We start from the raw sequence: 26033 nt of genomic DNA, 5'->3' as shown, positions 1-26033 counted from the left end.
CGAACCGAAAGGTGGTCTGACGATGGCGAAGGAACTGCGGTTCAACGTAGATGCACGACGGCTGCTCGAGTCCGGGGTGAACGCACTGGCGGATGCGATCAAGGTGACCCTGGGCCCGAAGGGCCGCAACGCGGTGCTGGAGAAGCTGACCGGTCCGCCCACGATCACCAACGACGGCGTCACCATCGCCCGGGAGATCCAGTTGCGCGAGCCGTTCGCCAACATGGGTGCCCAGTTGGTCAAGGAAGTGGCGATGAAGACCAACGGTGTCGTCGGCGACGGCACCACCACCGCCACGGTGCTGGCTCAGGCCATGGTCCGGGAGGGACTGCGCGCCGTCGACGCCGGCGCCAACCCGATGCGGGTCCGGCGCGGTATCGAGCAGACCGTGCCGGTCGTGATCGAGACGCTGCGGTCCCGGGCGGCCGACGTCGGTGGCCGGGAGGAGTTGCAGCACATCGCGACCCTGGCCGCCAGCGACGACGAGGTCATCGGCGCCGTCATCGCCGACGCGGTCGACTGGGTCGGCCGTAACGGCGTCGTCACCACCGAGGAGTCCGACACGCTCGGGATGTCCGTGGAGGTCGTCGACGGCATCGAGTTCGACCACGGCTACGTCTCGGCGTACATGGTCACCGACCGGGAGCGGATGGAGACCGTCTACGACAACCCGGTGATCCTGCTGACGAACAAGAAGATCACCCAGGTGCAGGACATCATGCCGACCGTCGAGGTGGCCCAGCGCGCGGAGCGTCCGCTCGTCGTACTGGCCGAGGACGTCGACGGACCGGCGCTGCAACTGCTTGTCGGCGGCAACATGCACAACACGATGCGGTCTGTCGTCGTGCACGCCCCCGGCTTCGGACACCGGCGGGTCGCCGAGCTCGAGGACCTCGCGACCGCCCTCGGCGGACAGGTCTTCGCGAAGGACACCGGTCTGGAGCTGCAGGAGGTCACCCGGGAGCTGCTCGGGTCCTGCGACCGGATCACGATCACCGAGAACAGCACCACGATCGTCGGCGGCCACGGTGACGCCAGCGCGGTGGAGACCCGGATCTCGCAACTGGAGAAGCAGTTCGAGCGGGCCAAGATCGACGCCGACCAGGACAGCCTGCAGCTGCGGATGGCACGGCTGGCCGGCAAGGTGGCGGTGATCCGCGTCGGTGGCGCGACCAGTGTGGAGCTCAAGGAGCGGATGCTGCGGGTCGAGGACTCGCTGGCCGCGACCCGGGCCGCGCTCGAGGAGGGTGTCGTACCTGGTGGCGGCACCGCCCTGGTCCAGGCGCAGCAGGTGGTGTCGAAGGTCGAACTGACCGGTGACGAGGCGATCGGTCGTGAGGTGGTCCGGCGCGCGCTGCCCGAGCCGCTGCGGTGGATCGCGATCAACGCTGGGTACGACGGTGACGAGGTCGTCGCACGGGTGGCCGAGCTGCCGCTCGGACACGGCTTCAACGCGCTCACCGGGGAGTACGCGGACATGTTCGAGCAGGCGGTGATCGATCCGCTCAAGGTCACCCGGGCGGCGCTGGAGAGCGCGGCCTCGATCGCGGCGCTGCTGATCACCACCGAGACCGCTGTCGTCGAGGAGGTCTTCGGCAACCCCGGGGCGATCATGGCGCCGGGCTTCGGCGATCTCGCCGAGGGCATGGTCCGCCCCTCGAACATCTACTGACCCGTCTGTTCGTCAGCTCTTGAAAGGAGTACCGCCGTGGACGACACGCTGACGGTCGTACGACGCCTCCAGCTGCTGGAGACCTTCCTGCACAGAGTCCTCGGCGTCGGCCTGGACGAGGTCCGCGCGGAAGCCGACGTGCTCGAGCGGGGGCTCAGCGAGCGGCTGGAGGACCTCATCGACGCCGCTCTCGGGTATCCGACCCGGGACCCGTACGGGGCGCCGATCCCGCCCAAGGCCGGATGAACACCGACCGCGGATCGCTGGCACTGTCGCCGCGGCCTGCCTCGAGAACCTCGGGGCCGGCCGCGGCGGCCAGGCGCACGATCGATCCGACCTCGCCCCAGCTCGCCACGGCGGCGCGCACCTTCGGCCTGCTGTTCGCCCCGATCCGGCTGCACCTAGTGGCGCTGGCCAGCTGCGGTGAACACGACGTCGGCACGCTCGCCAAGCGGGTGGGCGTCAGCGTCGCCACCGCGAGTCAGCATCTGGCCAAGCTCCGGCTGGCCGGTCTGATCAGCGCCCGGCGCGAGGGCCGCCGGCAGATCTACACGGTCGACGACCCCCACGTGATCGCCTTGGTCGAGCAGATCTTCCAGCATGTCGCCCCGGACGGCTCGCTCGCCCCGGATCCGCCTGCTGTCAAGGTCGGGGACGGGCCCGACAGCAACCGCCTGCAGCGATCGAGTTGGCGGCCGGGGGTTCTTTGACGACAGCCTCCACGTCGGCGAGCAACTGCTGCCGGGCGGTGGGCGAGCTGACGCGGCCTCGGGTGACGACGGAATGGTGGTGCTAGGCCCACTCCCGGGCGATGCGGTGGCGGCCCGCCGTACGACGTAGTCTTGGTGGCTGTCATGCGTACTTATGAGGTCCGCACCTACGGGTGCCAGATGAACGTTCACGACTCCGAACGCCTTCGCGGGCTGCTGGAGGACGCGGGCTATGTCCGTGCGCCCGAGGGCGACCAGGCCGACGTGGTCGTGTTCAACACCTGCGCGGTCCGCGAGAACGCCGACAACAAGCTGTACGGCAACCTCGGTCACCTCGCGCCGGTGAAGGCCAAGAAGCCCGGCATGCAGATCGCCGTCGGCGGCTGCCTGGCGCAGAAGGACAAGGCCACCATCACCAAGAAGGCCCCCTGGGTGGATGTCGTGTTCGGCACCCACAACATCGGCTCGCTGCCGGTGCTGCTGGAGCGGGCCCGCGTGCAGGAGGAGTCCCAGGTCGAGATCCTGGAGTCCCTCGACGTCTTCCCGTCGACACTGCCGACCCGCCGCGAGTCGCCGTACTCCGCGTGGGTGTCGGTCAGCGTCGGCTGCAACAACACCTGCACGTTCTGCATCGTTCCGGCGCTGCGCGGCCGCGAGAAGGACCGCCGCCCGGGCGACGTGCTGGCCGAGGTCGAGGCACTGGTCGCAGAGGGCGTGCTCGAGGTGACGCTGCTCGGCCAGAACGTGAACTCCTACGGCGTGGAGTTCGGCGACCGCTACGCCTTCGGGAAACTGCTGCGCGCGTGTGGCTCCGTCCAAGGCCTGGAGCGGGTCCGGTTCACCTCGCCGCATCCGCGCGACTTCACCGCGGACGTGATCGAGGCGATGGCCGGGACGCCCAACGTGATGCCGTCACTGCACATGCCGCTGCAGTCCGGCTCGGACCAGGTGCTGAAGGCGATGCGCCGGTCCTACCGCCGCGACCGCTACCTGAAGATCATCGAGGAGGTCCGTACCGCGATGCCGGACGCGGCGATCACCACCGACATCATCGTGGGATTCCCCGGCGAGACCGAGGAGGACTTCCAGGGCACGCTCGACGTGGTCCGGCAGGCCCGGTTCTCCGGCGCCTTCACCTTCCAGTACTCCAAGCGACCCGGCACGCCCGCCGAGTCGATGGAGAACCAGGTACCGCGCGAAGTCGTGCAGGAGCGTTACGAGCGGCTGGTCGCGCTGCAGGACGACCTGGCCTGGGCCGAGAACAAGAAGATCGTCGGCCGGTCCGTCGAGGTCCTGATCGCCGAGGGCGAGGGCCGCAAGGACGCCGCCACTCACCGGCTGTCCGGCCGAGCCCGGGACAACCGGCTTGTGCACTTCGCGCTTCCCGAAGGCGCGAAGAAGCCGCGACCGGGTGACATGGCAACAGTCGAGGTCACCTACGCGGCCCCGCATCATCTGGTCGCCGACGTCTTCGGTTCGGTACGGCGTACGCGTGCGGGCGACGCGTGGGAGGCAGCGCAGGGTGCTCCCGCAGGCGCGGCCGTCGGCTCTGGCGCGCCGGGCGTGATGCTCGGTATGCCGTCGATCGGGGCGCAGCAACCGCTCGAGCCCGCCACCGGCGGCTGCCAGGTCGGCTGATCCGTGCCGGCTGACTCCTTGCTTCCGGCGGGAGCCGAACCGTTCGCCTCCGGGCGGGATGCGGATGTCTACGCGATCAACCCCAGTCCAGGCCTCGAGGCCGCCCTAGCCTCCCCAGCCACGCGGCCCCGCCGTACGGAGCGACAGGAAGTAGTCGCTCGATCGCCTCGTCGGGCCGTTCGACGAGGCGGCGGGCCCTGGGATTCAGGCGGACCGTATCGCTGACCGGTGACTACTTCCTGTCGGTCGGTACGCCGTCCCCCGGCAGACGAGGCAATCGTTTGGGGCGCACGCTGATCCACGACTGAGTGGCCATACCAGAAGGCAGAGCCGAGGGAACTCGCGGCGCTGCCTACTCGAATCCCTGGGCGATCACCGCGGGGAGGCCGCCGGAGCGCAGGCCGGCCAGCACTCGCGCCTCGTGCGGGACGACCGGATCAGGAAGCTTGTCCAGCGAATACCAGTCCAGGCCGGCCGCCTTGTCCGGCTCCATCAGCCGCGGCTCGCCCTCCCAGCGGGAGGCGGTGAAGAAGAAGTCGACCCGCTCGTCGATCGGCAGGCCGTTGCCACCGGTGCGGTGCATCGCGGTCACCGGGACCAGATCGGCCGGGTCGATCTTCACCCCGACCTCCTCGCGGACCTCCCGCAGCGCGGCCGTCAGCACGGACTCGCCCTGCTCGACGTGGCCGGCCGGCACTGCCCAGTAGCCGTCCATGTAGCCGGTGTTGGCCCTGAGCAACAACAACACCTCGTCGCCCCGGCGCAACACGACATAGGCAGCGGGAATCACCTGGAACCGATCCATGCCCGACACCTTAGAGGTCCCTGCAGACAACAGAAGGGCCGCAGGGAGTGGATCCCTGCGGCCCTTCGGAGACGAGGCTCAGGCGGGCCCGCTCGGCCGGTTGTCGATGTCGTCGTCCTGACCGTCGAGACCGTCGAGACGGTCCTTGGCGACATCCACGCCCTGGTCGATCTTGTCGCCGTACTTGCCACCGGTCTTGTCGTCAACGAAGTCGCCGGCCTTGTCGAGACCATCGCCGACCTTGTCGCCGTGCGAGTCGACCAGATCGGTCGCCTTGTCCTTCAGGTCCTCGGCCTTGCCCTTGAACTTGTCGAAGATGCCCATCTCGGGTCCCATTCCTAGCGTAGTGAACTGCTTACAGACAGCTAGCGCAGATCTTCCCACCAACCAGGCCTGAGGTGTGGGATGTGCTAGCTCTCGTCGCCGGTGGGTTCCGACTCCACGTCGCCACCGCTGTCGGTGCCTTCGGTGTCGTCATCGCTGAACTCGACGTCGCCGCCGCTCGCCTTCAGTTCCACATCGCCGCCGCTGCGCTTGGCGGCGTCGAACTCGCCGTCCAGGTCCAGGGCTTCCTTGGCCGGGTCGGTCTCTTCGTCGAACGGATTGGTCACTGATGTTCCTCCCGAGTCGGTCCTGCTGCGAGTTGCTGCTGTGCTGTTGCTGACCCCCGGACCCGTTCCTACCGAACTCAGGGGGTCATCACAACCCTTTCGGCTGCTCTTGTCCCAGAGTTCACGCCGGTGCGGGGGCGGGGGAGAGTGACCCGGCCGAGGCGCTGTCACACTGGTCGGATGGTCGATCCAGTCGTCGTCGCGATCGTCGGTCCCACGGCGGCCGGCAAGTCCGACCTGTCCGTTGCCCTGTGCAAACGACTGCAAGGCGAGGTCGTCAACGCCGACGCGATGCAGGTCTACCGCGGCATGGACATCGGTACGGCGAAGATCACCGCCGTCGAGCAGCAGGGGATCGCGCACCACCTGCTCGACATCCTGGACGTCACGCAGACCGCGACCGTCGCGGAGTTCCAGCAACTCGCGCGAGCCGCGATCGACGACTGTCTGGAGCGGAGGATCGTCCCCGTCCTCGCGGGCGGTTCCGCGCTCTACGTCCGCGCGATCCTCGACGATTTCGCCTTCCCCGGCACCGATTCCGCAGTACGGGAGCGCCTCGAGGCCGAGCTGGCAGACCACGGGTCCGGCGCGCTGCACCACCGCCTGGCCGAGGTGGATCCGGCCGCCGCGGAACAGATCCTGCCGAGCAACGGACGCCGGATCGTGCGCGCGCTGGAGGTCATCGAGATCACCGGATCCCCGTACGTCGCGACGCTCCCCGAGCACAGGTACGTCTACCCGAACGTGGTGCAGGTGGGACTCGACGTGCCCAGGCCCGAGTTGGACGAGCGGATCGACCTCCGGGTGGACCGGATGTTCGAGCAGGGGTTCGTCGACGAGGTCCGGGACCTCCTCGGGAAGGGACTGCTGGAGGGCCGTACCGCGAACCGCGCGCTCGGGTACTCCCAGGTGATCGCGTTGCTGGCCGGAGAGATCTCCGAGGCCGAGGCGCGGGAGCGGACCGCGCAGGCGACCCGGCGGTTCGCCCGGCGGCAGGATTCCTGGTTCCGCAGGGATCCCCGGATCACCTGGCTGCGCTACGACGACCCGGACCTGGTCGAGCACGCCTTGTCCGTAGTACAAGGCAACCGTTCGGCGGCGGTCGGCGTAGTCGAGGTGGAAGAGGGCCCGGGGGCTGTCGATGCGAGGGGGTGACCGTGAGGCCGAGTTCCGCGAGTATCTGCTCGCGGACCGCACCAGACTGATGCGTACGGCGATACTGCTCACCGCGGGAGATGTGCACACAGCCGAAGATCTGGTCCAGACCGCCTGCACCAGGGTGTACCTGCACTGGCACCGCATCCGCCACGACGGCGCCGGGCCGTATGCGCACCGCATCCTGGTCAACGCCTTCCTGGACGAGCGCCGCCGGGCCGGCCGCCACCCCGAGATGGTGACCGCCGAGACGTTCGAGCCAAGGCTGGCGCAGACCACGGACCCGGTGGACACGCTGGCTGTCCGGCGGGCCCTGCTGGACCTGGCTCCGCGGCAGCGCGCGGTGCTGGTGCTGCGGTACTTCGAGGATCTCGACGTGGCGAGTTGCGCGCGGATCCTGGAGTGCACCGAGGGGACCGTGAAGAGCCAGACGGCGAAAGCCCTGAAACGACTGAAGGATCTGATGGCCGATGATCCGGCCATCGATCCCACGACCGGGAGTAGTTGAGTGGACGAGGTGAAGAAGCTGCTGACGGAGTTCGCCGACCGCGTGGTCGACGGTCTCCCGCCGGCGGACGTGGACGCGGACGTGGCGCGTGGTCGCCGCGCGCTGTTCCGGATCAAGGCTCGCCGCCGGGTGACCGGGGTGTTGTGCGTGGCGGCTGCGACTGCCGCTGTCGTCGCGATCGGGAACCAGGTGGATTGGTTCGGCGGTGGCGGGACGGAGGTCGCCACCGGGACCGCTGACAAGGACACCGCTCCAACAGCCACGCCGACGCCGGCCGCCTCGCCGTCCCAGGCGGACGACACGCTGTCGCTGTTCTCGGGCGCCGCACTCGAACTCGTCGCGAACAAGGAGACCTGGAGCACGATCTCCTGCAAGCTCGCGCCGCGGGGCTGGACCGAGGAGAAGCCGGCCGCGGCCGACCGCGTAGTACTGACGCCGCCGAGCGCGCGGACGTCGGATGACGAAGCCAAGCTCGTACTGCGGTCCGCCGCCGACGCGCAGAGTCTGGCGTCGGTGCGGGTGGTCCGGACGGGCGGCAAGGTCTTCCAGGTCGGGACGGCCGCAGGGCGCGAAGTCGGCCAGGTGAAGCTCGGCGATCGCTGGCTCATCGTCCAGCTGCCCGTGCAGCACCAGGATTGGACGGATGATCTCCTGCGGCGCTTCATCGGCTCCTGCAGCATCTCCTGACGCGCTTCGACTGGCGGTAACGCCTCCGGCACGGTAGGCAAGGGCCTGTCCCTGTACGCCGATCCTGCGGAGGACCCGGTGATCCCGAAACGCCTGGCGGCAGCCTTGACGGCTGGCGCGCTCGTACTGTCCGGCCTGACTGCCAGCGGCGCCGCCGCCGGCTCGACGCCTCAGCCACCGGCGAAGACCCCCACCGCCATCGGTTTCGGGGGCGCCGTCTCTTCGGTGGACCCAGAGGCCACCAATATCGGCCTGGATGTGCTGCGGCGCGGCGGCAACGCCGTCGATGCCGCGGTGGCGACCGCGGCTGCGCTCGGCGTGACCGAGCCGTACTCCGCCGGCATCGGTGGCGGTGGCTACTTCGTCTACTACAACGCGAAGAACCGCAAGGTCTCCACGATCGACGGCCGCGAGACCGCGCCCGCGACGATGCCGAAGGACGCGTTCATCAACCCGGCAACCCCGGGCAAGCCCTACAACTTCTTCCCCGAGCTCGTCACCTCGGGCGTCTCGGTCGGAGTGCCTGGCACGTTGGCGACCTGGAACTCCGCCCTGCGCCAATGGGGTTCGCTCTCACTGGGCAGAGCGCTGCAGCCTGCTGCCGACCTGGCTGATCGCGGGTTCGTGGTCGACCAGACCTTCCGCAGCCAGACGCTCGACAACAAGGACCGGTTCTCGGCGATCGTACCGACGGCCAAGCTGTTCCTGCCGGGTGGCGACGCGCCGCAGGTGGGTTCGGTCTTCAAGAACCCGGAACTCGCACAGACCTATGAGCTGCTGGGGGAGAAGGGTCCCTCGGCCTTCTACAGCGGACCGCTCGCCCAGGAGATGGCGTCGGTGGTGAAGAACCCGCCCAAGGCGGCCGGGACCACCTTGCCGGTGATGCCGGGATACCTGACGACGGGCGACCTCGCGCAGTACAAGGTGATCGATCGGGATCCGACCAAGGTCCGCTATGAAGGGCTCGACGTCTATGGCATGGCGCCGTCGTCGTCAGGTGGAACCACCGTTGGCGAGGCGCTGAACATCCTTGCTCCGCAGCACTTGTCGAAGATGTCGACTCCGCAGGCGTTGCACACGTATCTCGAGGCATCGGCCCTGGCCTTTGCCGACCGGGCCGCGTATGTCGGCGATCCGGCGTACGTGAAGGTGCCGACCAAGGAGTTGCTTTCGCGTGGGTTCGGGGCTGAGCGTTCGTGCCTCATCGATCCGGATCACGCTTCGGTGAAGCCGTTGAAGGCTGGGTCGCCGGATGGTTCGTATACCCCGTGCGCGGCCGGAGTGGCGTCGCCTCAGCGGCCCGACACCGAGGGGCTGTCGACGACGCATCTGGTGGCCGCGGACAAGTGGGGCAACGTGGTCTCCTACACGCTGACGATCGAGCAGACAGGTGGCAGCGGGATCACGGTGCCGGGTCGCGGATTCCTGCTCAACAACGAGCTGACGGACTTCTCCGCGGTCTACGTCCAGACCGACCCGAACCGGATCCAGCCCGGCAAACGGCCGCGGTCCTCGATGTCGCCCACGATCGTGCTCCGCGGCGGCAAGCCGTTCCTGGCCCTCGGCTCGCCGGGTGGTTCGACCATCATCACCACGGTCCTCCAGACCTTCACGAACCGCCTGGACCGCGAGATGACGCTCCCCGAGGCGATCGCGGCCCCACGCGCCTCCCAACGCAACACCGTGGCCGTCACTGCCGAACAGTCCTTCATTAACGCGTACGGCGCGGCTCTCACGCCCTACGGCCACATACTGGTCCCGGCCGGGGCCCCCGGCAGCTCAGCCGCCGAGATCGGTGCAGTAGCAGCCCTCGAGTTCCTCCCCGGCGGCGCCACCCTCGCGGCAGCCGAACCCACCCGCCGAGGCGGCGGCTCGGCCGGCACGGTCCACCAGCTCTGGCCCCGCTAGCCGGTTCAGATGGTGGTGATAACAGCGGCGACGAGGGCGGCGCGCTCGGGCAGGGCGGCGGCGATGATCTGCTCGTGGGTTGCGTGAGCGCCCTTGCCGCGAGGGCCGAAGCCGTCGAGGCTGGGTACGCCGAGCGACCCGGTCACGTTCGTGTCCGCGGCGCCGGCCGCGGGCCGACCGCCGACCTGCTGACCGACGGAACGGCCGGCAGTCACGATCTTGGCGAGCAGGTCACCACCCGACCCGGACGGCTGCCAGGCAGGCCGGTTGGACAGGACCGAGACCCGCACCTGGGCGCCGTCCCGAACAGGCTCCAGCCCGGCGACGGCGTCGAGCACGGCGCGCTCGGTTTCGGGATCGACGAACCTGAAACCGAGCTCCGCCGAGGCAATTCCCGGTACTACGTTCGTCCGTCCCCCGCCGGAGATGGTGCCGACGTTGCACAGCACCTCATCGTAGGTCGCGACCAGCGAGCGGACGGTGATGAGCTGGTCGAGGAGTTCATCGATCGCGGAGATGCCCGTCCCCGGGTCCAGTGCGGCGTGGGCTTCTCGCCCGGTGATCTCGATCCGGACCCGGCTGCTGCCACGGCGGGCGGTCTTCAGGTCGCCGTTCGGGTGCGGCGGCTCGAGTCCGAGGGACGCCACCACGCCGGCTGACTCGGCGATGACGAGTTCGCGCGCGGTCGGTGAGCCGACCTCCTCGTCGGCGACCACGACGATCCGCACCGGCCGGTGGTCGAGCCCGAGCTCCGCCACCAGTTCCAGTGCGGTCTCCAGCACGACCAGGCCGCCCTTCATGTCGAAGACCCCGGGGCCGTGCACGATGCCGTCCTGCTCGCGCCAGGACATCGGGCCGGCGAGTTGGCCGACCGGCCACACGGTGTCGTGGTGACCGAGGAAGAGCACCGGCTCATCGTCTGCGCGCGGGCCGCGGCCGGGGAGGTTCGCGACCACGTGATCACCTGTTGCCGATGGCACCCTTCGAGCGGTCGCCCCCAGTTCGCCATACCTGGCGACCAGGCGGTCGGCGAACGCGTTCAGCGCGTCGGAATCACCCGTGGGGGTTTCGTGCGCGACGTACTCGTGCAGTCGCCCGAGCATCTGCGTGGCCTGTCCGGCAGCCGCCTGTGGCAATCCGATCTCCATGGATAGTCAACGTATCATCAGCCGGCCACGTGGGGACACGGTGTGGTTTCGCCTTTCGGACAGGCGTTGACCGCAGGTGCTTCGACGGTATTAACTCCGGAACTGAGAGTTATCCGTTACGTATCTTTGGTTCGCAGGAGATTGATGACAGCGCAGAGCACGACTGACGGGTTCCGTACCGTCACGCTCACCACGCCGGCGCAGTACGCGGAGGCCGCTGCGCTCTACCGCTCTGTGTTCGGCTACCGGCAGCCCGACTACGGCCTGAACCCCAGATTGCTCGGCGCGCTGGTCAGCAACGGCGGTTCGGTGGTCGGCGTGCTCGACGAGGCGGACCGGATCGTTGCCTTCGCCTACGGGTTCTGCGGCACGGACGGGCAGACCTCTTACCACTACTCGCAGTCCGCGGTGGTCGCGGCGGACCGGCAGGGCCTGGGGCTCGGCCGACGCCTGAAGCGAGCCCAACGCGAGGTGGCCCTGCAGCACGGCATGACGCGGATGCGCTGGACCTACGACCCGATCCAGACCCGGAACGGACACTTCAACCTCGATGTTCTCGGCGCCCGCGGCCGCTGGTTCAAACAGAACATGTACGGCGAACCGTGGACCGACCGGGTGATCGTCGAGTGGGATCTCGGCGCGGAAGATCGGCCGGCGAACAGCCGGCTACCCGTGCCGGCTCTGACCGAGGCGGACTGGGGCATCCCCGGCGGTGACGGCGACCACCTGTGGTTGGCGCTGCCGTCCGACTTCTCCGCTCTGGCGGCAAGCCGTCCCGAGGTCGCCGAGCAGGTACGCCGAGACGTCCGCTCGGCCTTCACCGATCTGCTCGGCAAGGCCGTGGTTGCGCTGTCCTGCCGGCGGCTCGATGGCGAAACAGCGGTCTACCACTTCGGCCCGGCTCCGGAGGCGGGCGATGTCTGAGGCCGAGGATCGGCAGGCCCGCAACAGGGAGCTGGCCAGCCCCCACCAGCGGTACGACGCCCGCTTGCAACGGCGTTCTTCCACCCTGCTCCAGCAGCGGGTGGTCGAGCAGGAACGGGCCTCGATCACCGAGGCGCTCGACCTGATTCTCGCCGACGACTCCATCGCCCAGGCGGCCGCACGGATCGTCGCCGCCCGCCGCCGGTTCATCGTCGGCTCGAGCAAGTCCTTCTCGTACGCCTCGCTGCTCGCCTTCGACCTCAGCGCCGCTCTCTCGCACGTGACGTTGATCGACGGCACGGTGGTGCGCAGCGTCGATGTGCTGGCCGACGTGCGATCCAGCGACCTGATGGTGGCGTTCTCGCTGCGGCGGTACCGGCGCGACACCGTCGAGGTCGCCCGGCGGTTCGTCGAGGCCGGCGGCGAGCTGGTCGCGATCACCGATTTCGACGACGCCCCGCTCGCCGGTCTTGCGCACCAGTGCATCTATGTCGCGACCGGCAGCGCGTCGTACGTGGACTCGCCCACGGTGGTCGCCTCCGTCCTGCACGTGCTCGCGACGCTGACCACGGCGAGCGCGAAGGGCGCGCGGCGGCGGCTCGGCGAACGCGACCGGCTGAACACCGAACTGGGCCTCTATGTCGTCGACTGAACCGAAGGGAACTCCCGTGCGCGTCACTGCCGCCCGGCTGCACCGAGTGCGGCTGCCGCTCGTCCATGCGTTCCGGACGAGCTCTCACAGCAAGGCCGGGCTGGACCACATCCTGGTCGAGCTGGAGGACGCCTCCGGGACCGTCGGCTGGGGCGAGATCGCCTCACCGTCCGATCCGTACTACGCGCCGGAGACCGTGGAGTCGTGCTGGCACATCGCCGAGCACTACCTGCTCCCGGCGGTGCTCGGGCAGGAGTGGGACGCGGCTGAGCAGGTTCCGCAGTACTGGGCGAAGGTGCGGGGCAACCAGTTCGCGAAGGCCGGGGTCGACGTCGCCGCCTGGGTGCTCTGGTCGACCGTGCACGGAGTACCGCTGGCGAAGGCACTCGGCGGGACCCGGACCGAGGTCACCGCGGGCGTCTCCCTCGGGATCGAGCCGACGGTGGACGAGCTGCTCGCCGAGGTGCGACGCCAGGTCGAGGCCGGCTACCCGCGGGTGAAGCTGAAGATCGCTCCGGGGTGGGACGTCGAGCCGGTGCGGGCGGTCCGGGCCGAGTATCCGGACCTGGATCTGCACGTGGATGCCAACGGCAGCTATTCGGAGTCCGCCGAGCAGCTGGCCGCGTTGCGGGCGCTCGACGAGTTCGGTCTGACGATGATCGAGCAACCCTTCGCGCCCCGGGATCTGCTCGCCCACGCCAGGTTGCAGCGAACCGTGGAGACTCCGGTGTGCCTTGACGAGAGCGTGGAGACACTGGCCGACCTCGAGACGGCGTTGTCGCTCGAGGCACTGCGGGTGCTCAACATCAAGGTGTCCCGGATGGGTGGGCTGACCGTCGCCCGCGCGGCGCACGACCTGGCCCAGCAGGCCGGCATCCCCGTCTGGTGCGGCGGCATGCACGAGTTCGGCATCGGGCGGGCCGCCAACGTGGCGTTGTCCAGCCTGCCCGGGTTCACGCTGCCGTCGGACGTCTCGGCCTCGGAGAAGTACTACGCGCGCGACGTGGTGACGCCACCCGTGGTCGCGCGGCAGGGCGTAGTACGGGTGCCGGAGTCCGCGGGCCTCGGCCACGGCGTGGACACCGACCTGATCGCCGCCAACACGATCGCCACCACCACGATCGCCACCACCGCGCTCTGACGCGCCTGACCGCCCCCCACGACAGAACAGGACCCCGATGAGCACCAGCACGACCGCACCGAGGAAAGAAGCGAACGCCTACGACGTCGACCTGTCGCCCGGTCGTCGCCGGGTGGTGAACCTGCTCGCGGCCATCGGGCTGGTGGTTTCGGTCATCGCGGGCGCGGTGACCGACGGCCCGACCCTGTGGGGCCTGCTGCCCATCGTCCTGTACGCCGTCCTGTGCCTACTCGGCATGGACATCGTCGTGGGCACGGTGCTCGCGGTCCTGTCGGGTGTCCTGATCGTCGGTCTGAGCCCGATCGAGACCGGCACGCTGCTGGGGGAGTCGCTGGCGGACTCGGTCACCGCGATCGGCCTGATCATCGTGCTGGGCGCCGGCGTCGGCGAGGTGCTCCGCGTGACCGGCGTCGCCTCGACGATCGTGCATGGCGTGATGCGCGCGGTCGGGGAGCGCAGCCGCGCCGCGGTGGTTCTCGGTGTGATGATCGCCTGCCTGCTGCTGGTCGCCAGCCTCGGCACCCTCGCCGGTGCGCTGGCGATCGCCGCACCGATCGTGCTGCCGATCACGGCCCGCCTCGGCTACACCCGCTCGGCGACCGCATCGATGTTGTTCATCGGCGGCTGCGCCGGCCTGACCGTTGCGCCGTTCGCCGGGTCGAACGTGGCGATCCTGACCGCGGCCGACGTCAGCTACCTCACCTACCTCGGCTACGGCGCCGGGCCGTTGGCGCTGCTCTCGCTGATTCTCGGGCCGCTCGTGGTGGCCTACATCCAGCGCCGGACGGTCGGGACAGGCGACGAGTACGACATGACTGAACTCGTCTCCGACGACAGCCTCGAGGCTGCGCGGGCCTCCCGGGCCGCGACGGTCGCCTTCCTGGTGACTCTGCTCGCCGGCGTTGTCTACGCGACGATCACCGAGGCGGGCACGAACTTCCCGCTGCTGGCACTTCCGGTGCTCGGTGTCGTCACCGGTCTCGCCGGACGACTGCCGGCCCGGGACATCGCCGAGAACATGTACCGCGGTGGCGCCAAGCTGATCAGCATCCTGCTGCTGTTCTGGTTGCTGGCGGCGTTGTTCGAGCTGATCGACAAGCTGGCCCCCTTCAAGGTCATCCTGGACGCGATCGGCCCGGAGTTGGCGACGGTGTCGGGCTTCGGTGTCGCGATCGCGCTCGCCCTGCTCGGCTGGGTCGGCGTACCGGGAGCGACCGCGGCGCAGGTCGTCCTGCTCGACAAGGTGTTCGGGACACTGGCGGCCAGTGCCGGAGTCGGTCCGGCCGCCTGGGTCGTGGTGCTGCTGTTCGCGTCCAAGGCAGACACCTACGGGCCCTTCCCCAACGCCAACATGGTGGGGGCGATGGGCCTGGCCCGGTCCTCCAACCTGAAGAACATGATGATCACCGGATGGCTGATGCTGGTGCCGGCCTGCATCATGTACGCCGTGATCCTGCTGGTGACGACATGATCGGCGCGATCACCGGCGGACTGGTCATCGACGGGACCGGAGCCGAGGCGGCGCCCGCGACCATCCTGATCGACGGCGGGCGGATCACGGGGGTGCTGCCCGCCGGCGCGGAAGTGCCGCCCGGCCTCGAGGTGATCGATGCCGGGGGCAACATCGTCGCCCCGGGGTTCATCGATCTGCACTCGCACGCGGACTTCTCGGCGGAGGCGAGCCCGGAGGCGATCACCCAGTTGCACCAGGGGGTCACCACGCTGGTCACCGGGAACTGCGGTTGGTCGCCGTTCCCGATCACCGACCTGGAGCAGTTGCGTGCCGGTACGGCGTTCCTGGCCCCGGAGAACACCTGGTCCTGGCGGGACGGCGGGGGGTTCGCGGACGCCCTGAACGGTGTCGGCCTCGCGATCAACCTGGCATTGCAGGTGGGTCACTCCGCGCTACGACTGGCTGTCCTCGGCGGAGCGGAGCGCGCGCCTTCCGAGGCAGAGTTGGAGCAGATGCAGGCGCTGCTCCGGAAGGCAGCGGAGCAGGGCGCGGTCGGGTTCTCGACCGGCCTGATCTACGCGCCCGGCACCTTCGCGGGCGCGCCGGAGGTCGCCGCTCTCGTAGCGACTGCCGCGGAGTGCGGGTTGCTCTACTCGACGCACATCCGCAACGAGGGTGCGCGCTTGCTGGAGGCGCTGGACGAGGCGATCGAGGCCGCCCGGGCCGGTGGCGCCAGGCTGCAGGTCTCCCACCTGAAGGCGATGGGTCCGGCGAATCACGGCAAGGTCCACGCCGCGCTGGAACGCCTGGACCAGGCCCGGGCAGAGGGTCTGGATGTCGCCTGCGACGTCTATCCCTACACCGCGTCCAGCACCACGCTCACGGCCCGACTACCCACCTGGACCATGGAAGGCGGTACCGCCGGCCTGCTCGCTCGTCTCTGCGATCCAGCCGAGCGCGAGAGGGTCGCGGACGCAGTACGGGAGCAGGCCATCCTTGATCCGGGCAACGATCCGGGCAACGTGGTGATCGCTTCCCTGCCGCCGGGTCGCTACGAGGACTGCCGTGGCCTCAGTCTTGCCGAGATCGCCCGGCGGGACGGCGTGGATGGCGCCGAGGCGGCCCTGCGGGTGCTGGAGCACCACGAGGCGGCGGTCAGCGTGGTGAACCACGGGATGAGTGAGGACGACGTGGTCGCAGTGCTGCGCCACCCCTGGACGAGCGTGGCCAGCGACGGCTGGATCCTCCGACCGACGGGCAGCGGTCACCCGCACCCGCGCAGCTTCGGGACGTTCCCGCGGGTGCTGGGCCGCTACGTGCGCGACCAGGAGGTGCTGACCCTGCGCGAGGCGATCCGCCGGATGACCTCGCTGCCGGCGTCGCGGCTCGGCCTCGACGATCGCGGCGTGGTCAGACCCGGAGCTGTCGCGGATCTGGTCGTGCTGGATCCGCAGCGGATCGCCGACCGGTCGACGTACGACGATCCGTGGCAGTTGTCCGTCGGGGTCGAGCACGTGCTGGTCGCGGGAGAGCCGGTGCTGCGGGACGCAGTACCGACCGGGCTCCGGCCGGGGCGTGTGCTGCGGAAGGTCAGCGCGAGCTCGTGAGCCTCTGGGGCTGCCTAGGCGATCAGGCGTCGTCCCGCTTCCACAAATAGACGGCCGGCTCAGCTCTCACGGGTCGAACCGTACGATCCTCCTATGAGCACCGGCACCTTCCCCTGGCTGAAGGGGCACGGCACGGAGAACGATTTCGTGCTGCTGCCCGATCCCGACGGGTCCGTCCACGGGGATCTCGCGCCCGAGCTGGTCCGGTTCCTGTGCGACCGGCATGCCGGGATCGGCGCCGACGGGGTGCTGCGGGTGATCGAGGGGTCGAAGCAGTCCTACGTCGAGGACGGTGGCGACTGGTTCATGGATTACCGCAATGCGGACGGATCGATCGCCGAGATGTGCGGCAACGGCATCCGGGTCTTCGCCAGGTACCTCGCCGACGCGGGGTTGACCGGTGACAAGCCCGTCCGGGTCGGGACCCGCGCGGGAGTCAAGGAACTCGTCCTCAACGACGACGGCACGATCACCGTGGACATGGGTGAGCCGGCGTTCCCCGGCCCGGCCGGGATCGTGGTCGACGCGAACGGGCACCAGTGGCCCGCCCTGCACGTGAACATGGGGAATCCCCACGCGGTGGCCTTCGTTGATGATCTTCGAGAGCCCGGCCCGCTGTTGGACCAGCCCGGCTGGTCGCCGGCCGGCGCCTTTCCGAGCGGCGTGAACGTGGAGTTCGTGGTCCGCAAGGGCACGAACGAGGTGGCCATGCGGGTGCACGAGCGCGGTGCGGGGGAGACCCGGTCCTGCGGCACGGGCACCTGCGCGGTCGCGGTGGCGTCTGCCCGCGCCGCGCACCAGGAACGACCGGTCACCTATCGGGTCGGCGTACTGGGTGGTGCGGTCACGGTCACGTGGCGTGAGGACAACCATCTCGAGCTGACCGGGCCCGCCGTGGTGCACGCGCGCGGAGACTTCGACCGCAGTTGGCTGCCCGCCTGAGCGGGAATCCGGGGGCGCGCCGAGGCGTTGAAATGAAAACGGGTCGCCCGTCTGGGTGACGCGTGCCACGATGGAAGGTATATGACGACCCATTCGAACGCATATGACGAGACCACCGACGTCGACCTTGACCTGATCCAGGACTCCGACGCCGAAGATGAGTCGACGTCGTCGGGTTACGACCAGGAATTGAGCCTCGAGGGACTCGAGCTCGAGGAACGCCAGGCGCTGCGGCGCGTGGTCGGGATGTCGACCGAGCTGACGGACATCAGCGAGGTCGAGTACCGCAAACTTCTGCTGGAGCGCGTGCTGCTGGTCGGTGTCTGGACCGAAGGCAGCGCCGAGGACGCCGAGAACTCGCTGGCCGAGCTGAAACTGCTCGCGGAGACAGCCGGTTCGGAGGTCCTGGACGGCGTGATCCAGCGGCGCAAGAAGCCGGACGCCGCTACCTTCATCGGTAGCGGCAAGGTGCAGGACCTGCGCAATCTGGTCGCTGCCCTGGGCGCCGACACGGTGATCGCCGACGGCGAGCTCGCGCCCGCCCAGCTGCGCAACCTGGAGGACAAGCTCAAGGTGAAGGTGGTCGACCGGACCGCGCTGATCTTGGACATCTTCGCGCAGCACGCGAAGAGCAAGGAAGGCAAGGCCCAGGTCGAGCTGGCCCAGCTGCAGTACATGAAGCAGCGCCTGCGTGGTTGGGGTGGAAACCTGTCCCGCCAGGCTGGTGGCCGAGTCGGTGCTGCCGGCGGCGGTATCGGTGGCCGTGGTCCCGGTGAGACCAAGATCGAGACCGACCGGCGCCGGATCAACACCAAGATCTCGAAGCTGCGCCGCGAACTGAACGCGTTGAAGGGCACCCGCTCGACGATGCGCCAGGAGCGCCGCCGCCACTCGATCCCCTCGGTCGCGATCGCCGGCTACACCAACGCCGGCAAGTCCTCGCTGCTGAACAAGATCACCGGTGCGGGCGTGCTGGTCGAGAACGCGCTGTTCGCGACCCTGGACCCGACCACCCGGCGGACCACCACGTCCGACGGACGGGTCTACACCTTCACCGACACCGTCGGGTTCGTCCGGCACCTGCCGCACGACATCGTCGAGGCTTTCCGCTCGACGCTGGAGGAGGTCGCGGACGCGGATCTGCTGCTGCACGTGGTGGACGGTTCGCACCCGGACCCGCTGGCCCAGATCCAGGCGGTTCGCGAGGTCCTGAACGAGATCGGCGCCTCGGACGTGCCCGAGATCATCGTGATCAACAAGGGCGACCTGGCCGACCCGATGGCGCTGGCTCCGATCCTGCACCGCGAGCCCCGGGCTCTCGTGGTCTCGGCCCGGACCGGCGAAGGCATCGACAAGCTGAAGTCGCTCGTCGAGGCCGCCCTGCCGAGGCCGGACGTGGCAGTCGACGCACTGCTGCCGTACGACCGCGGCGACCTGGTCTCGCGGATCCACTCCGAGGGCTCGGTCGACCAGCTCGAGCACACTGCGGACGGCACCCGCCTCACTGCCCGGGTCCACGCGGACCTGGCCGGCGACCTCGCGCCGTACGCGGTCTGGCAATGAGTCAGTAGCAACCGGCAAAGGCCGGCGGCCCGGGAGGAGATCCTCCCGGCCGCCGGTTTTTGTGTGCGGGATGTCAGCTGCGCTTGGAGACCTGCACCTTGATGGTGGTGCCGGAGCGCGACTGGACCTTGATGTTGACGCCATTGTTCGGCACCTTGACGCCGGCCTGCGGCTGCTCGGGGTACCAGTAGGTCAAGCTGTCGTTGAACGTCGGGATGCCGTTCTGGCCACGGATGTAGCTGGGCCGGCCGTTCACGTGCAGTGTGACCGAGTCGGCCTTCTCGAGGCCGAACGGCGCGTCGTAGCCGCCGACGCGCGGGCGCCAGAGCTGGCCGTCGAGACGGTTGATCGGGACCGGGTGCGAGTCGACCGGCAGGACCAGACCTTCACCGGGGTGCACGTTGGTGTTGTTGTCCGACTGCGAGGTGTCCCAGTACCAGACCAGCAGGCCGTCCTGGTACGGGAAGTGCTCCACCTTGTCCGGGAACGAAGCGCCGAAGCCGAAGTTGTACGGCCCGGTCTTCAGATTCTGGTCGTAGGCCGCGTAGTTGATGTGCGAGGCCAGATAGTAGTTGTCGTACGCCGTGGTGAAGCTGGCGCCGGCCGAGCTGAAGCCGTTCAGCGTCCAGCCCTCGGGAGTCGCCTCCGCGCCGGAGTCCACCAGCGTGGTCCCACCCGACGTCACCTTGATGTCGTCGGCGAAGAAGCCCTTGCCGCCTGCCGCCGGGTCGGTGACGTAGCGGAACTGCAGGCCGACCGTCTTGCCCGCGTAGGCGGACAGGTCGAAGGTGGCCGGGACCCAGCCGTTGCTGCTGCCGTCGATGCCGTTGCCCTCGGCGGGCTTGGTGATGTTGCCGGCGATCGGCTTGTAGCCGGTGCCGTCGTTCACCTCGACATAGGCATAGTCACAGGCGTCCGAACCGCAGTCCTCGATGTCCCAGTTTGCCTGGAAGGTGAGGCTGGCGGCGCCGGCCGGCAACGTGACCTGGCGGTTCATCGTGTGGGTGAAGTTGTTGCCCTGACCGCTCCACCAGGTCTTGCTGCCCGCAGTTGGCGGCACCAGCGCGGTGACGACCTGCTTCTTCGGCAGGGTGACGACGAGTCCCTGTGCCTTGGACGAGTTGTACTCGTGCGGGCCGAGCTCGACGGTCCGGTTCTGGCCGGCCGCGACGATCTCGTAGTCCAGCCAGCCGAGCTGCAGCTTGTCCCAGATCCCGAAGTCGGCCGCCTGCTCGCCGAGGCCGCCGTCAGTCGGCTTGCTGACCCGGCTCTGCGCCATGATCGTCCACCAGTTGACGCCGTTCTCCACCGGCGCACCGGAGGTGTCGTAGTGGTCCGGCAGGCCCAGGTCGTGGCCGTACTCGTGGGCGAAGACGCTGATGCCGCCGTTCTCCGGCTGGATCGTGTAGTCGCCGACCCACAGGCCGGTGTCGCCGATCTGCGCGCCCCTGGCCGGGTTGTTGGCCGGGCCACCGGCCGTACCGACGTACCAGCGGTGCGACCAGATCGCGTCCTCACCCTGCTGCGGGTCACCGTCGGCCTGGTCGCCACCGGCGTGCACGATCTGGAAGTGGTCGATGTAGCCGTCCGGCTCGTTGAAGTTGCCGTCACCGTCGTAGTCGTATCGGTCCCACTGGTCGAACGTCTTCAGGTCGGCGGTGATCTGTGCTGTGGTCCGGCCGGCCGCCTTCTGGTCGGTGACCCACTGGTTCACGGCGTCCTGGACCAGGGCCCAGGTGTTGCTGCAGACGTTGCCTGCGCACGGGTACCCGTTGGACCGGCCGTAGCGCGCCTCGTTGTAGCGCACCTTGACCCAGTCGGTGACCTCGCCGTCGACGCTGTAGCGCCCCGAGGACTGCTTCTCGTAGTACTTCTTGACCGAGTTGACCGTCGCGCCGGTACCGAAGTACAGCTGCTGGTAGTGCGCCTGGTCGTAGTTGGCCTGCCAGACGGTGGAGTTGTCCACCGACCGGTCGGGTGCGGGGATCGCGTTGTTCAGGGGGCCCTGGAACGTGGCCGGACCCGGGACGGCGGGTGCCGTGTCCTGGTCGGGGTAGTTCGGGTGCCGCTCGTCGCCGAACTCCGCCAGCACGACGAAGATCTTGTCGGTCTTCTCCCGCGCCAGCTCGACGTACTGGTCGACCTTGCCCTGGGCGTTCTTCTGGCCCTTGGCACCGGCGGTCTTGGTGCCCAGCTTGACCACTGTGCTGGTGCCGCGCTTCTCGGGCTTGGCGGTGCCGTTGAGCACCTTGGTCAGGGCTTCCTGACGCAGTTCCCGACGCTTGTCCTCGAGCGGGCTTGGCAGCTCGTCCGGACCGGAGACCTCACTGGCTGTCGGCGCCGTACCCAGTTCCCGGGACGGTGCGGCGTTGCTGGCCGAGGTCAAACTCAGGCCGAACGTCGCCGCGAGAGCCAGGCTGAACAACCCGGCAGATACCTTGCGCACGATTCCCTCCCTGCTCATGAAAAGGCACACCGCGCGTGATGACGCAGTGTGACCATGGCTCCCCCGAGCGTGTGGTTCTGCGCGACAGTACGGGGAAAATCGGCCCTGATGAAGTAGCTCGACGGAATTTCCACCGCAACGGGGGGAATCCTTCGCGCCCAGGCCTGTGAGTCACACTGTGCTGCATGAAGGCGGCCACGGACGACGCGCGGCAGCCCCGTGATACCGCGGATCTGCTGCTACCGCTGTGGCGGGCGCTGGTGGTGTTCCGATGGATCACCTGGGCGTTCGCCTGCTTCGGCGTGTGGACCCGGTGGGACGGCATCCAGCGGCACTCGGGAGCGATCGTCCAGCTCGCGCTGATGGGGGTCTGGACGGTGATCGCCTCGATCGGGTACAGCCGGCACTGGGGTCGCCGGAACACGCGGCTCGCGTTCGCCGACCTGATCGTCACGGTCGGCTGCATGTACGCCACCCTGCTGGCCCAACCGCTGGTCGACGTCCGCGCGGGCGCCTCCGTCCTCACCTCGGTCTGGGCCGCGGGTCCGGTGCTCGCCCTGGCCATCTCGCGCGGCCGGGACGGCGGACTCCTCGGCGCTGTGGTCGTCAGTCTGGCCCTGCTGTCGTTGCGCGGGGTAGATCACGCGTGGGACATCCTCAGCAACGTCCAGTTGCTCCTGGTCGCGGGACTGGTCGTCGGGTACGCCGCGACCACGATGCGCCGGGCCAACGTCAGGCTCCGCGAGGCGATCGCCGCCGAGAGCGCCACGGCCGAACGTCTCCGCCTGAGCCGGTCCATCCACGACGGCGTGCTGCAGGTTCTCGCCCAGGTGCAACGACGCGGTACTGCGATCGGTGGCGAGGCAGCCGAGTTGGCAGCCCTCGCCGCAGAGCAGGAAGTTGCCCTGCGCACCTTGATGGCATCGCGCCCGGCTACCGGCGAGCGCGGCCGGATCGACCTCTGCATGTTGCTGCTGCCGTTGGCCACGCCGCGAGTCGACATCGTCGTACCAGCCGAGCAGGTTCCGTTGCCGACGGCCATGGCCACCGAACTCGTTGCCGTGGTCAAGGAGGCGCTGAGCAATGTGGACAAGCACGCCGGCCCGGACGCTCGATCCTGGGTGGTGATCGAGGACCTCGGCGACGAGGTGCTGCTGTCGATCCGCGACGATGGAGCCGGGACGACGCCCGATCGACTGGACGGCGCGGGAAGCGACGGACACCTCGGGGTGAGCCAGTCGATCCGCGGCCGGCTCACCGATCTGGGCGGCAGCGTCACGGTCCGGACCGCCCCGGGCGAAGGGACCGAGTGGGAGATGAAGGTGACCAGGTCATGACGACCCGGGTGATGATCGTGGACGACCACCCGATGTGGCGCGAGGGCGTCGCGCGGGATCTCGGCAGCCGTGGCTACGACGTCTGCGCGACCGCCTCGGACGTTGCCGGCGGCATCAGGATCGCCCTGGCGACCCGGCCGGACGTGGTCGTGATGGATCTCCAGCTCGGCGACGGCTCGGGCGTGGACGCCACCCGCGAGATCACCGCCGCGCTCCCCGACACCCGCGTGCTGGTGTTGTCCGCCAGCGCCGAGCAGACCGACGTACTGGCTGCGGTGAAGAACGGTGCGTCCGGCTATCTGGTGAAGTCGGCGTCGCTCGATGAGTTCGACGACGCCGTACGCCGGACGGCCGAGGGTGACGCCGTGTTCAGCGCGGGCCTCGCCGGACTGCTGCTGGGGGAGTACCGGCGGCTCGGGGCCGGGCCGGAGGTGCCGCACCTGACGGAACGGGAGACCGAAGTACTACGGCTGGTCGCGCGCGGGTTGACCGCCCGCCAGATCGCGACGCGGCTGGTGCTGTCCCACCGGACGGTGGAGAACCACGTTCAGAACACCCTGCGGAAGCTGCAACTCCACAACCGCGCCGAGCTCGTCCGTTATGCCATCGAGCACGGCATCGACTCGGACGAGCCCGGCACGTCGACGGGCCCTACCGGCTAGAGGCCGTTGCTGAAGAGCAGGCGGGTCACCGTGCCGCCGGCTCCGCTGACTGCCTTGTCCGCGTTCGTACACTGACCGTTCCACCCCCGGTGGTCTGCTCTGTGTCACGACACCTGTACAGCGGGTGCCCATCTCCCGGAGGCTGCAGTGAAACGGTCGTCCCTCGTCCGCGCGATTTTCGCCTTCCTGGTGCTGGCGGCTTCCACGTACGTCGTACTGACCGCGCGGCCGGAACTCGGCCTGGACCTGCGCGGGGGCACCCAGATCGTGCTCGAGGCGAGCGACTCCCCGACGGTCAAGGCGACCAAGGAGACGACAGACAAAGCCTTGGAGGTACTGCGGCGCCGCATCGACGCGCTCGGAGTCTCCGAACCGAGCGTGACCCGGCAGGGTGAGCGCAGGATCATCGTCGAGCTGCCCGGCGTTCAGGATCCCCGCGAGGCCGCGAAGGTGATCGGCAAGACCGCCCAGCTGACCTTCCACGAGGTGCTCGACCAGGTCGCGGCCAAACCGGCCAAGCCCGCGGCGGGGGAGTTGTACCTGCCCAGCGACGACGGCGCCGGCGTACTGCAGTTGGCCAAGCCGGCGATGACCGGTGAGCTGGTCGGCGGGGCAGACGGCCTGCTCGATCCGCAGCAGGCCGCGCAGGGCTGGTTCGTGCAGCTGGACTTCAAGGGCGACGGCGGCAAGGTCTGGGCGGACATCACCGGCAAGGCGGCGTGCCAGCCGGTCGGATCTCCCCAGCGCCGGGTCGCGATCGTGCTCGACAACGAGGTGATCACCGCACCGCAGGTCGATCCGAACGGCGGCAACCAGCTCTGCGACATCGGCATCGGGGGCGGCACCAGCACGATCACCGGCTCCTTCACCGAGGCGGAGGCCAAGGACCTGGCCGCGCTGATCGAGGGCGGCTCACTCCCGGTCCCGGTCACCGTGATCGACCAGCGCACGGTCGGTCCGTCGCTGGGTAAGGACGCGATCCAGGCGAGCGCGATGGCCGGCGTCATCGGCGTCGCGCTGACCGCGCTCTTCATCGTCATCGTCTACCGGCTGGTCGGCCTGATGGCCGTGCTCGGCCTGATCGCCTACGCAGGCATGTCGTACGCCGCGCTGACGCTGCTCGGCGCCACCCTGACGCTGCCCGGTCTGGCTGGTTTCGTGCTCGCGATCGGCATGGCGGTCGACGCCAACGTGCTGGTCTTCGAACGGGCCCGCGAGGACTACCTCGGCGGCAGGACCGATGGCCTGCGGCGTTCTCTGCGCAGCGGATTCCAGAACGCGTTGTCGGCCATCGCGGACTCCAACGTCACCACGTTGCTCGCGGCCGGTTTGCTGTTCTTCCTGGCCGCCGGGCCGGTCCGTGGATTCGGCGTGACGCTGAGCATCGGCGTACTGGCCTCGATGCTGTCCGCCCTCGTCGTGACGCGGGTGCTGGCCGAGTTCTTCGTCTCGCGGAAGTTCGTGCTGAACCGGCCGCGGATCAGTGGGATCGCCGGTCACGGGCGGGTTCGGACCTGGCTCGAGGCGCGCCGGCCACCGCTGATGAAGCACAGCCGGCGGTGGCTGATCATCACGGCGGTCGCGATCGTCGTGAGCCTTGCGGGTGTCGGGGTCCGCGGGCTGAACCTCGGGATCGAGTTCACCGGCGGCCGCCTGCTAGAGGTGAGCACGGCGCAGCAGATCACCCCGGACCAAGCGAGAGTCGCTGTGGCCGAGGCCGGCTATCCGAATGCGGTGGTCCAGTCGTCCGGCACCGACGACATCACCGTCCGGACCGGAACGATCAGCGATGACGAGGCCGAGAAGATCCGCGAGTCCATCTCCAGGATCGGCGGCGGCACCGAACTGATCCGCAACGAGAACATCGGCCCGTCCCTGGGGAACGAGCTTCGCAACAAGGCGTTGACAGCCCTCGGCGTGGCCCTGCTGGCCCAGCTCGCCTACCTGGCGGCCCGGTTCCGCTGGACCTTCGGGGCGGGCGCGGTGCTGGCCCTGCTGCAGAACGTGGCGGTGGTCGTCGGGGTCTTCGCCTGGACCGGCAAGCCCGTAGACGGCATCTTCCTCGCCGCGATGCTGACCATCATCGGCTACACGGTGAACGACTCGGTCGTCGTCTTCGACCGGATCCGGGAGACCCGCAACGCCCGCTCGACCGAGAACCTCGGTCCGGTCGTCGACACCGCGATCGTGAACGTGCTGCCGCGGACCATCAATACCGGGATCAGCACGCTGTTCATCCTCGCGGCCCTGTTGTTCCTCGGCGGCGACTCCCTCTCGGACTTCGCCCTCGCGCTGCTGCTCGGCATCCTGGTCGGCACCTACTCGTCCAACCTGACTGCCGCGCCGCTCCTGGTGGAGTTGGAGAAGCGTTACCCCGCCCCACCGCCGCGACCCAAGGTCAAGCAGCGCGATCGCGACTCCGAACCGGATCGCGGCGCCGTCGTCTGACTTATCCACAGGCCCG

At 69.0% G+C, this 26033-nt stretch carries 23 protein-coding genes; 18 read left to right on the top strand and 5 right to left on the bottom strand.

Annotated features, from left to right (window positions below; genetic code table 11):
• The first annotated feature begins 22 nt into the window (after positions 1 to 22).
• The 4 genes from groL (at position 23) to miaB (ending at position 4020) form a co-directional block, all read left to right on the top strand.
• Positions 23 to 1672, top strand: a complete 1650-nt coding sequence (groL, locus tag ABD210_RS02225) for a chaperonin GroEL (RefSeq protein WP_344108062.1) — start codon at positions 23 to 25, stop codon at positions 1670 to 1672.
• A 36-nt stretch (positions 1673 to 1708) separates the two neighbouring features.
• Positions 1709 to 1918 (top strand): iron dependent repressor, metal binding and dimerization domain protein, encoded by a 210-nt coding sequence (locus ABD210_RS02220; RefSeq protein WP_344108060.1) that lies wholly within the window; start codon positions 1709 to 1711, stop codon positions 1916 to 1918.
• Positions 1915 to 2382 (top strand): ArsR/SmtB family transcription factor, encoded by a 468-nt coding sequence (locus ABD210_RS02215; RefSeq protein ID WP_344108058.1) that lies wholly within the window; start codon positions 1915 to 1917, stop codon positions 2380 to 2382. Before ABD210_RS02220 ends, ABD210_RS02215 begins: the two co-directional genes overlap by 4 nt.
• A 144-nt stretch (positions 2383 to 2526) precedes the next feature.
• Entirely contained in the window at positions 2527 to 4020 is a 1494-nt protein-coding gene (miaB, locus tag ABD210_RS02210) for a tRNA (N6-isopentenyl adenosine(37)-C2)-methylthiotransferase MiaB (RefSeq protein WP_344108056.1), read from the top strand.
• 352 nt (positions 4021 to 4372) lie between these two features.
• On the opposite strand, the gene ABD210_RS02205 is transcribed toward miaB, so the two are convergent.
• The 3 genes from ABD210_RS02205 to ABD210_RS02195 form a co-directional block, all read right to left on the bottom strand.
• Positions 4373 to 4825 (bottom strand): NUDIX hydrolase, encoded by a 453-nt coding sequence (locus ABD210_RS02205; RefSeq protein ID WP_344108053.1) that lies wholly within the window; start codon positions 4823 to 4825, stop codon positions 4373 to 4375.
• Between the two features lie 78 nt (positions 4826 to 4903).
• On the bottom strand, positions 4904 to 5149 hold the full coding sequence (locus ABD210_RS02200; protein WP_344108051.1) for an antitoxin: 246 nt from the start codon (positions 5147 to 5149) through the stop codon (positions 4904 to 4906).
• 86 nt (positions 5150 to 5235) lie between these two features.
• On the bottom strand, positions 5236 to 5436 hold the full coding sequence (locus ABD210_RS02195; protein WP_344108048.1) for a hypothetical protein: 201 nt from the start codon (positions 5434 to 5436) through the stop codon (positions 5236 to 5238).
• Positions 5437 to 5616: 180 nt separating this feature from the next.
• On the opposite strand from ABD210_RS02195, the gene miaA reads away from it, so the two are divergent.
• The 4 genes from miaA to ggt all read left to right on the top strand — a co-directional run bounded on the left by miaA (position 5617) and on the right by ggt (position 9694).
• Positions 5617 to 6591: a tRNA (adenosine(37)-N6)-dimethylallyltransferase MiaA gene (gene miaA / locus ABD210_RS02190; protein ID WP_344108046.1), complete on the top strand. Its 975-nt coding sequence runs from the start codon at positions 5617 to 5619 to the stop codon at positions 6589 to 6591.
• Positions 6578 to 7099, top strand: a complete 522-nt coding sequence (locus tag ABD210_RS02185; RefSeq protein WP_344108044.1) for a SigE family RNA polymerase sigma factor — start codon at positions 6578 to 6580, stop codon at positions 7097 to 7099. The genes miaA and ABD210_RS02185 overlap by 14 nt, the downstream gene beginning before the upstream one ends.
• Positions 7100 to 7786 carry a hypothetical protein gene (locus ABD210_RS02180; RefSeq protein ID WP_344108042.1) on the top strand — a complete coding sequence of 229 codons (687 nt, stop codon included), beginning with the start codon at positions 7100 to 7102 and terminating at the stop codon, positions 7784 to 7786.
• A gap of 78 nt (positions 7787 to 7864) precedes the next feature.
• Positions 7865 to 9694 carry a gamma-glutamyltransferase gene (gene ggt / locus ABD210_RS02175; RefSeq protein ID WP_344108040.1) on the top strand — a complete coding sequence of 610 codons (1830 nt, stop codon included), beginning with the start codon at positions 7865 to 7867 and terminating at the stop codon, positions 9692 to 9694.
• A 5-nt stretch (positions 9695 to 9699) separates the two neighbouring features.
• On the opposite strand, the gene ABD210_RS02170 is transcribed toward ggt, so the two are convergent.
• Complete coding sequence (locus ABD210_RS02170) at positions 9700 to 10842, bottom strand: M20/M25/M40 family metallo-hydrolase (protein ID WP_344108037.1); 1143 nt, start codon at positions 10840 to 10842, stop codon at positions 9700 to 9702.
• A gap of 144 nt (positions 10843 to 10986) precedes the next feature.
• On the opposite strand from ABD210_RS02170, the gene ABD210_RS02165 reads away from it, so the two are divergent.
• From ABD210_RS02165 to hflX, 7 genes are all read left to right on the top strand, one after another.
• The gene (locus ABD210_RS02165) at positions 10987 to 11766 is read left to right on the top strand and encodes a hypothetical protein (RefSeq protein ID WP_344108035.1); all 780 of its coding nucleotides are present in this window, start codon (positions 10987 to 10989) and stop codon (positions 11764 to 11766) included.
• Positions 11759 to 12418: a MurR/RpiR family transcriptional regulator gene (locus ABD210_RS02160; RefSeq protein ID WP_344108033.1), complete on the top strand. Its 660-nt coding sequence runs from the start codon at positions 11759 to 11761 to the stop codon at positions 12416 to 12418. Before ABD210_RS02165 ends, ABD210_RS02160 begins: the two co-directional genes overlap by 8 nt.
• 16 nt (positions 12419 to 12434) lie before the next feature.
• On the top strand, positions 12435 to 13559 hold the full coding sequence (menC, locus tag ABD210_RS02155; RefSeq protein ID WP_344108030.1) for an o-succinylbenzoate synthase: 1125 nt from the start codon (positions 12435 to 12437) through the stop codon (positions 13557 to 13559).
• 37 nt (positions 13560 to 13596) lie between these two features.
• Positions 13597 to 15030, top strand: coding sequence for a Na+/H+ antiporter NhaC family protein (locus ABD210_RS02150; RefSeq protein ID WP_344108028.1), 1434 nt, complete (start codon positions 13597 to 13599; stop codon positions 15028 to 15030).
• A complete protein-coding gene (locus ABD210_RS02145; protein ID WP_344108026.1) occupies positions 14970 to 16619 on the top strand; it encodes an N-acyl-D-amino-acid deacylase family protein in 1650 nt (549 codons plus the stop codon). Before ABD210_RS02150 ends, ABD210_RS02145 begins: the two co-directional genes overlap by 61 nt.
• A 93-nt stretch (positions 16620 to 16712) precedes the next feature.
• On the top strand, positions 16713 to 17561 hold the full coding sequence (gene dapF, locus ABD210_RS02140; protein WP_344108024.1) for a diaminopimelate epimerase: 849 nt from the start codon (positions 16713 to 16715) through the stop codon (positions 17559 to 17561).
• A gap of 81 nt (positions 17562 to 17642) precedes the next feature.
• Entirely contained in the window at positions 17643 to 19124 is a 1482-nt protein-coding gene (hflX, locus tag ABD210_RS02135) for a GTPase HflX (RefSeq protein ID WP_344108022.1), read from the top strand.
• A gap of 73 nt (positions 19125 to 19197) precedes the next feature.
• Here hflX and ABD210_RS02130 read toward each other — a convergent pair whose 3' ends face one another.
• Positions 19198 to 21570 (bottom strand): immune inhibitor A domain-containing protein, encoded by a 2373-nt coding sequence (locus ABD210_RS02130; RefSeq protein WP_344108020.1) that lies wholly within the window; start codon positions 21568 to 21570, stop codon positions 19198 to 19200.
• 185 nt (positions 21571 to 21755) lie between these two features.
• Here ABD210_RS02130 and macS point away from each other — a divergent pair, with 185 nt between their 5' ends.
• The 3 genes from macS (at position 21756) to secD (ending at position 26017) form a co-directional block, all read left to right on the top strand.
• Positions 21756 to 22907 (top strand): MacS family sensor histidine kinase, encoded by a 1152-nt coding sequence (gene macS / locus ABD210_RS02125; protein ID WP_344108018.1) that lies wholly within the window; start codon positions 21756 to 21758, stop codon positions 22905 to 22907.
• The gene (locus ABD210_RS02120; RefSeq protein WP_344108016.1) at positions 22904 to 23569 is read left to right on the top strand and encodes a response regulator; all 666 of its coding nucleotides are present in this window, start codon (positions 22904 to 22906) and stop codon (positions 23567 to 23569) included. The genes macS and ABD210_RS02120 overlap by 4 nt, the downstream gene beginning before the upstream one ends.
• Positions 23570 to 23716: 147 nt before the next feature.
• Positions 23717 to 26017: a protein translocase subunit SecD gene (gene secD, locus ABD210_RS02115; RefSeq protein ID WP_344108014.1), complete on the top strand. Its 2301-nt coding sequence runs from the start codon at positions 23717 to 23719 to the stop codon at positions 26015 to 26017.
• Positions 26018 to 26033: the final 16 nt, after the last annotated feature.

The organism is Kribbella alba, assembly GCF_039529635.1.
Lineage (GTDB): Bacteria > Actinomycetota > Actinomycetes > Propionibacteriales > Kribbellaceae > Kribbella > Kribbella alba.
Note: the sequence above shows the minus strand (reverse complement) of the source record. Positions and strands in the feature narration are given on the sequence as shown.

Bases quoted from the DNA above. Each gene is read 5' to 3' on its own strand.
- groL (WP_344108062.1), top strand. From the start codon at position 23: ATGGCGAAGGAACTGCGGTTCAACGTAGATGCACGACGGCTGCTCGAG.
- ABD210_RS02215 (WP_344108058.1), top strand. From the start codon at position 1,915: ATGAACACCGACCGCGGATCGCTGGCACTGTCGCCGCGGCCTGCCTCG.
- miaB (WP_344108056.1), top strand. From the start codon at position 2,527: ATGCGTACTTATGAGGTCCGCACCTACGGGTGCCAGATGAACGTTCAC.
- ABD210_RS02205 (WP_344108053.1), bottom strand. From the start codon at position 4,825: ATGGATCGGTTCCAGGTGATTCCCGCTGCCTATGTCGTGTTGCGCCGG.
- ABD210_RS02200 (WP_344108051.1), bottom strand. From the start codon at position 5,149: ATGGGCATCTTCGACAAGTTCAAGGGCAAGGCCGAGGACCTGAAGGAC.
- miaA (WP_344108046.1), top strand. From the start codon at position 5,617: ATGGTCGATCCAGTCGTCGTCGCGATCGTCGGTCCCACGGCGGCCGGC.
- ABD210_RS02185 (WP_344108044.1), top strand. From the start codon at position 6,578: ATGCGAGGGGGTGACCGTGAGGCCGAGTTCCGCGAGTATCTGCTCGCG.
- ABD210_RS02170 (WP_344108037.1), bottom strand. From the start codon at position 10,842: ATGGAGATCGGATTGCCACAGGCGGCTGCCGGACAGGCCACGCAGATG.
- ABD210_RS02165 (WP_344108035.1), top strand. From the start codon at position 10,987: ATGACAGCGCAGAGCACGACTGACGGGTTCCGTACCGTCACGCTCACC.
- ABD210_RS02160 (WP_344108033.1), top strand. From the start codon at position 11,759: ATGTCTGAGGCCGAGGATCGGCAGGCCCGCAACAGGGAGCTGGCCAGC.
- ABD210_RS02150 (WP_344108028.1), top strand. From the start codon at position 13,597: ATGAGCACCAGCACGACCGCACCGAGGAAAGAAGCGAACGCCTACGAC.
- ABD210_RS02145 (WP_344108026.1), top strand. From the start codon at position 14,970: ATGGCTGATGCTGGTGCCGGCCTGCATCATGTACGCCGTGATCCTGCT.
- dapF (WP_344108024.1), top strand. From the start codon at position 16,713: ATGAGCACCGGCACCTTCCCCTGGCTGAAGGGGCACGGCACGGAGAAC.
- hflX (WP_344108022.1), top strand. From the start codon at position 17,643: ATGACGACCCATTCGAACGCATATGACGAGACCACCGACGTCGACCTT.
- macS (WP_344108018.1), top strand. From the start codon at position 21,756: ATGAAGGCGGCCACGGACGACGCGCGGCAGCCCCGTGATACCGCGGAT.
- ABD210_RS02120 (WP_344108016.1), top strand. From the start codon at position 22,904: ATGACGACCCGGGTGATGATCGTGGACGACCACCCGATGTGGCGCGAG.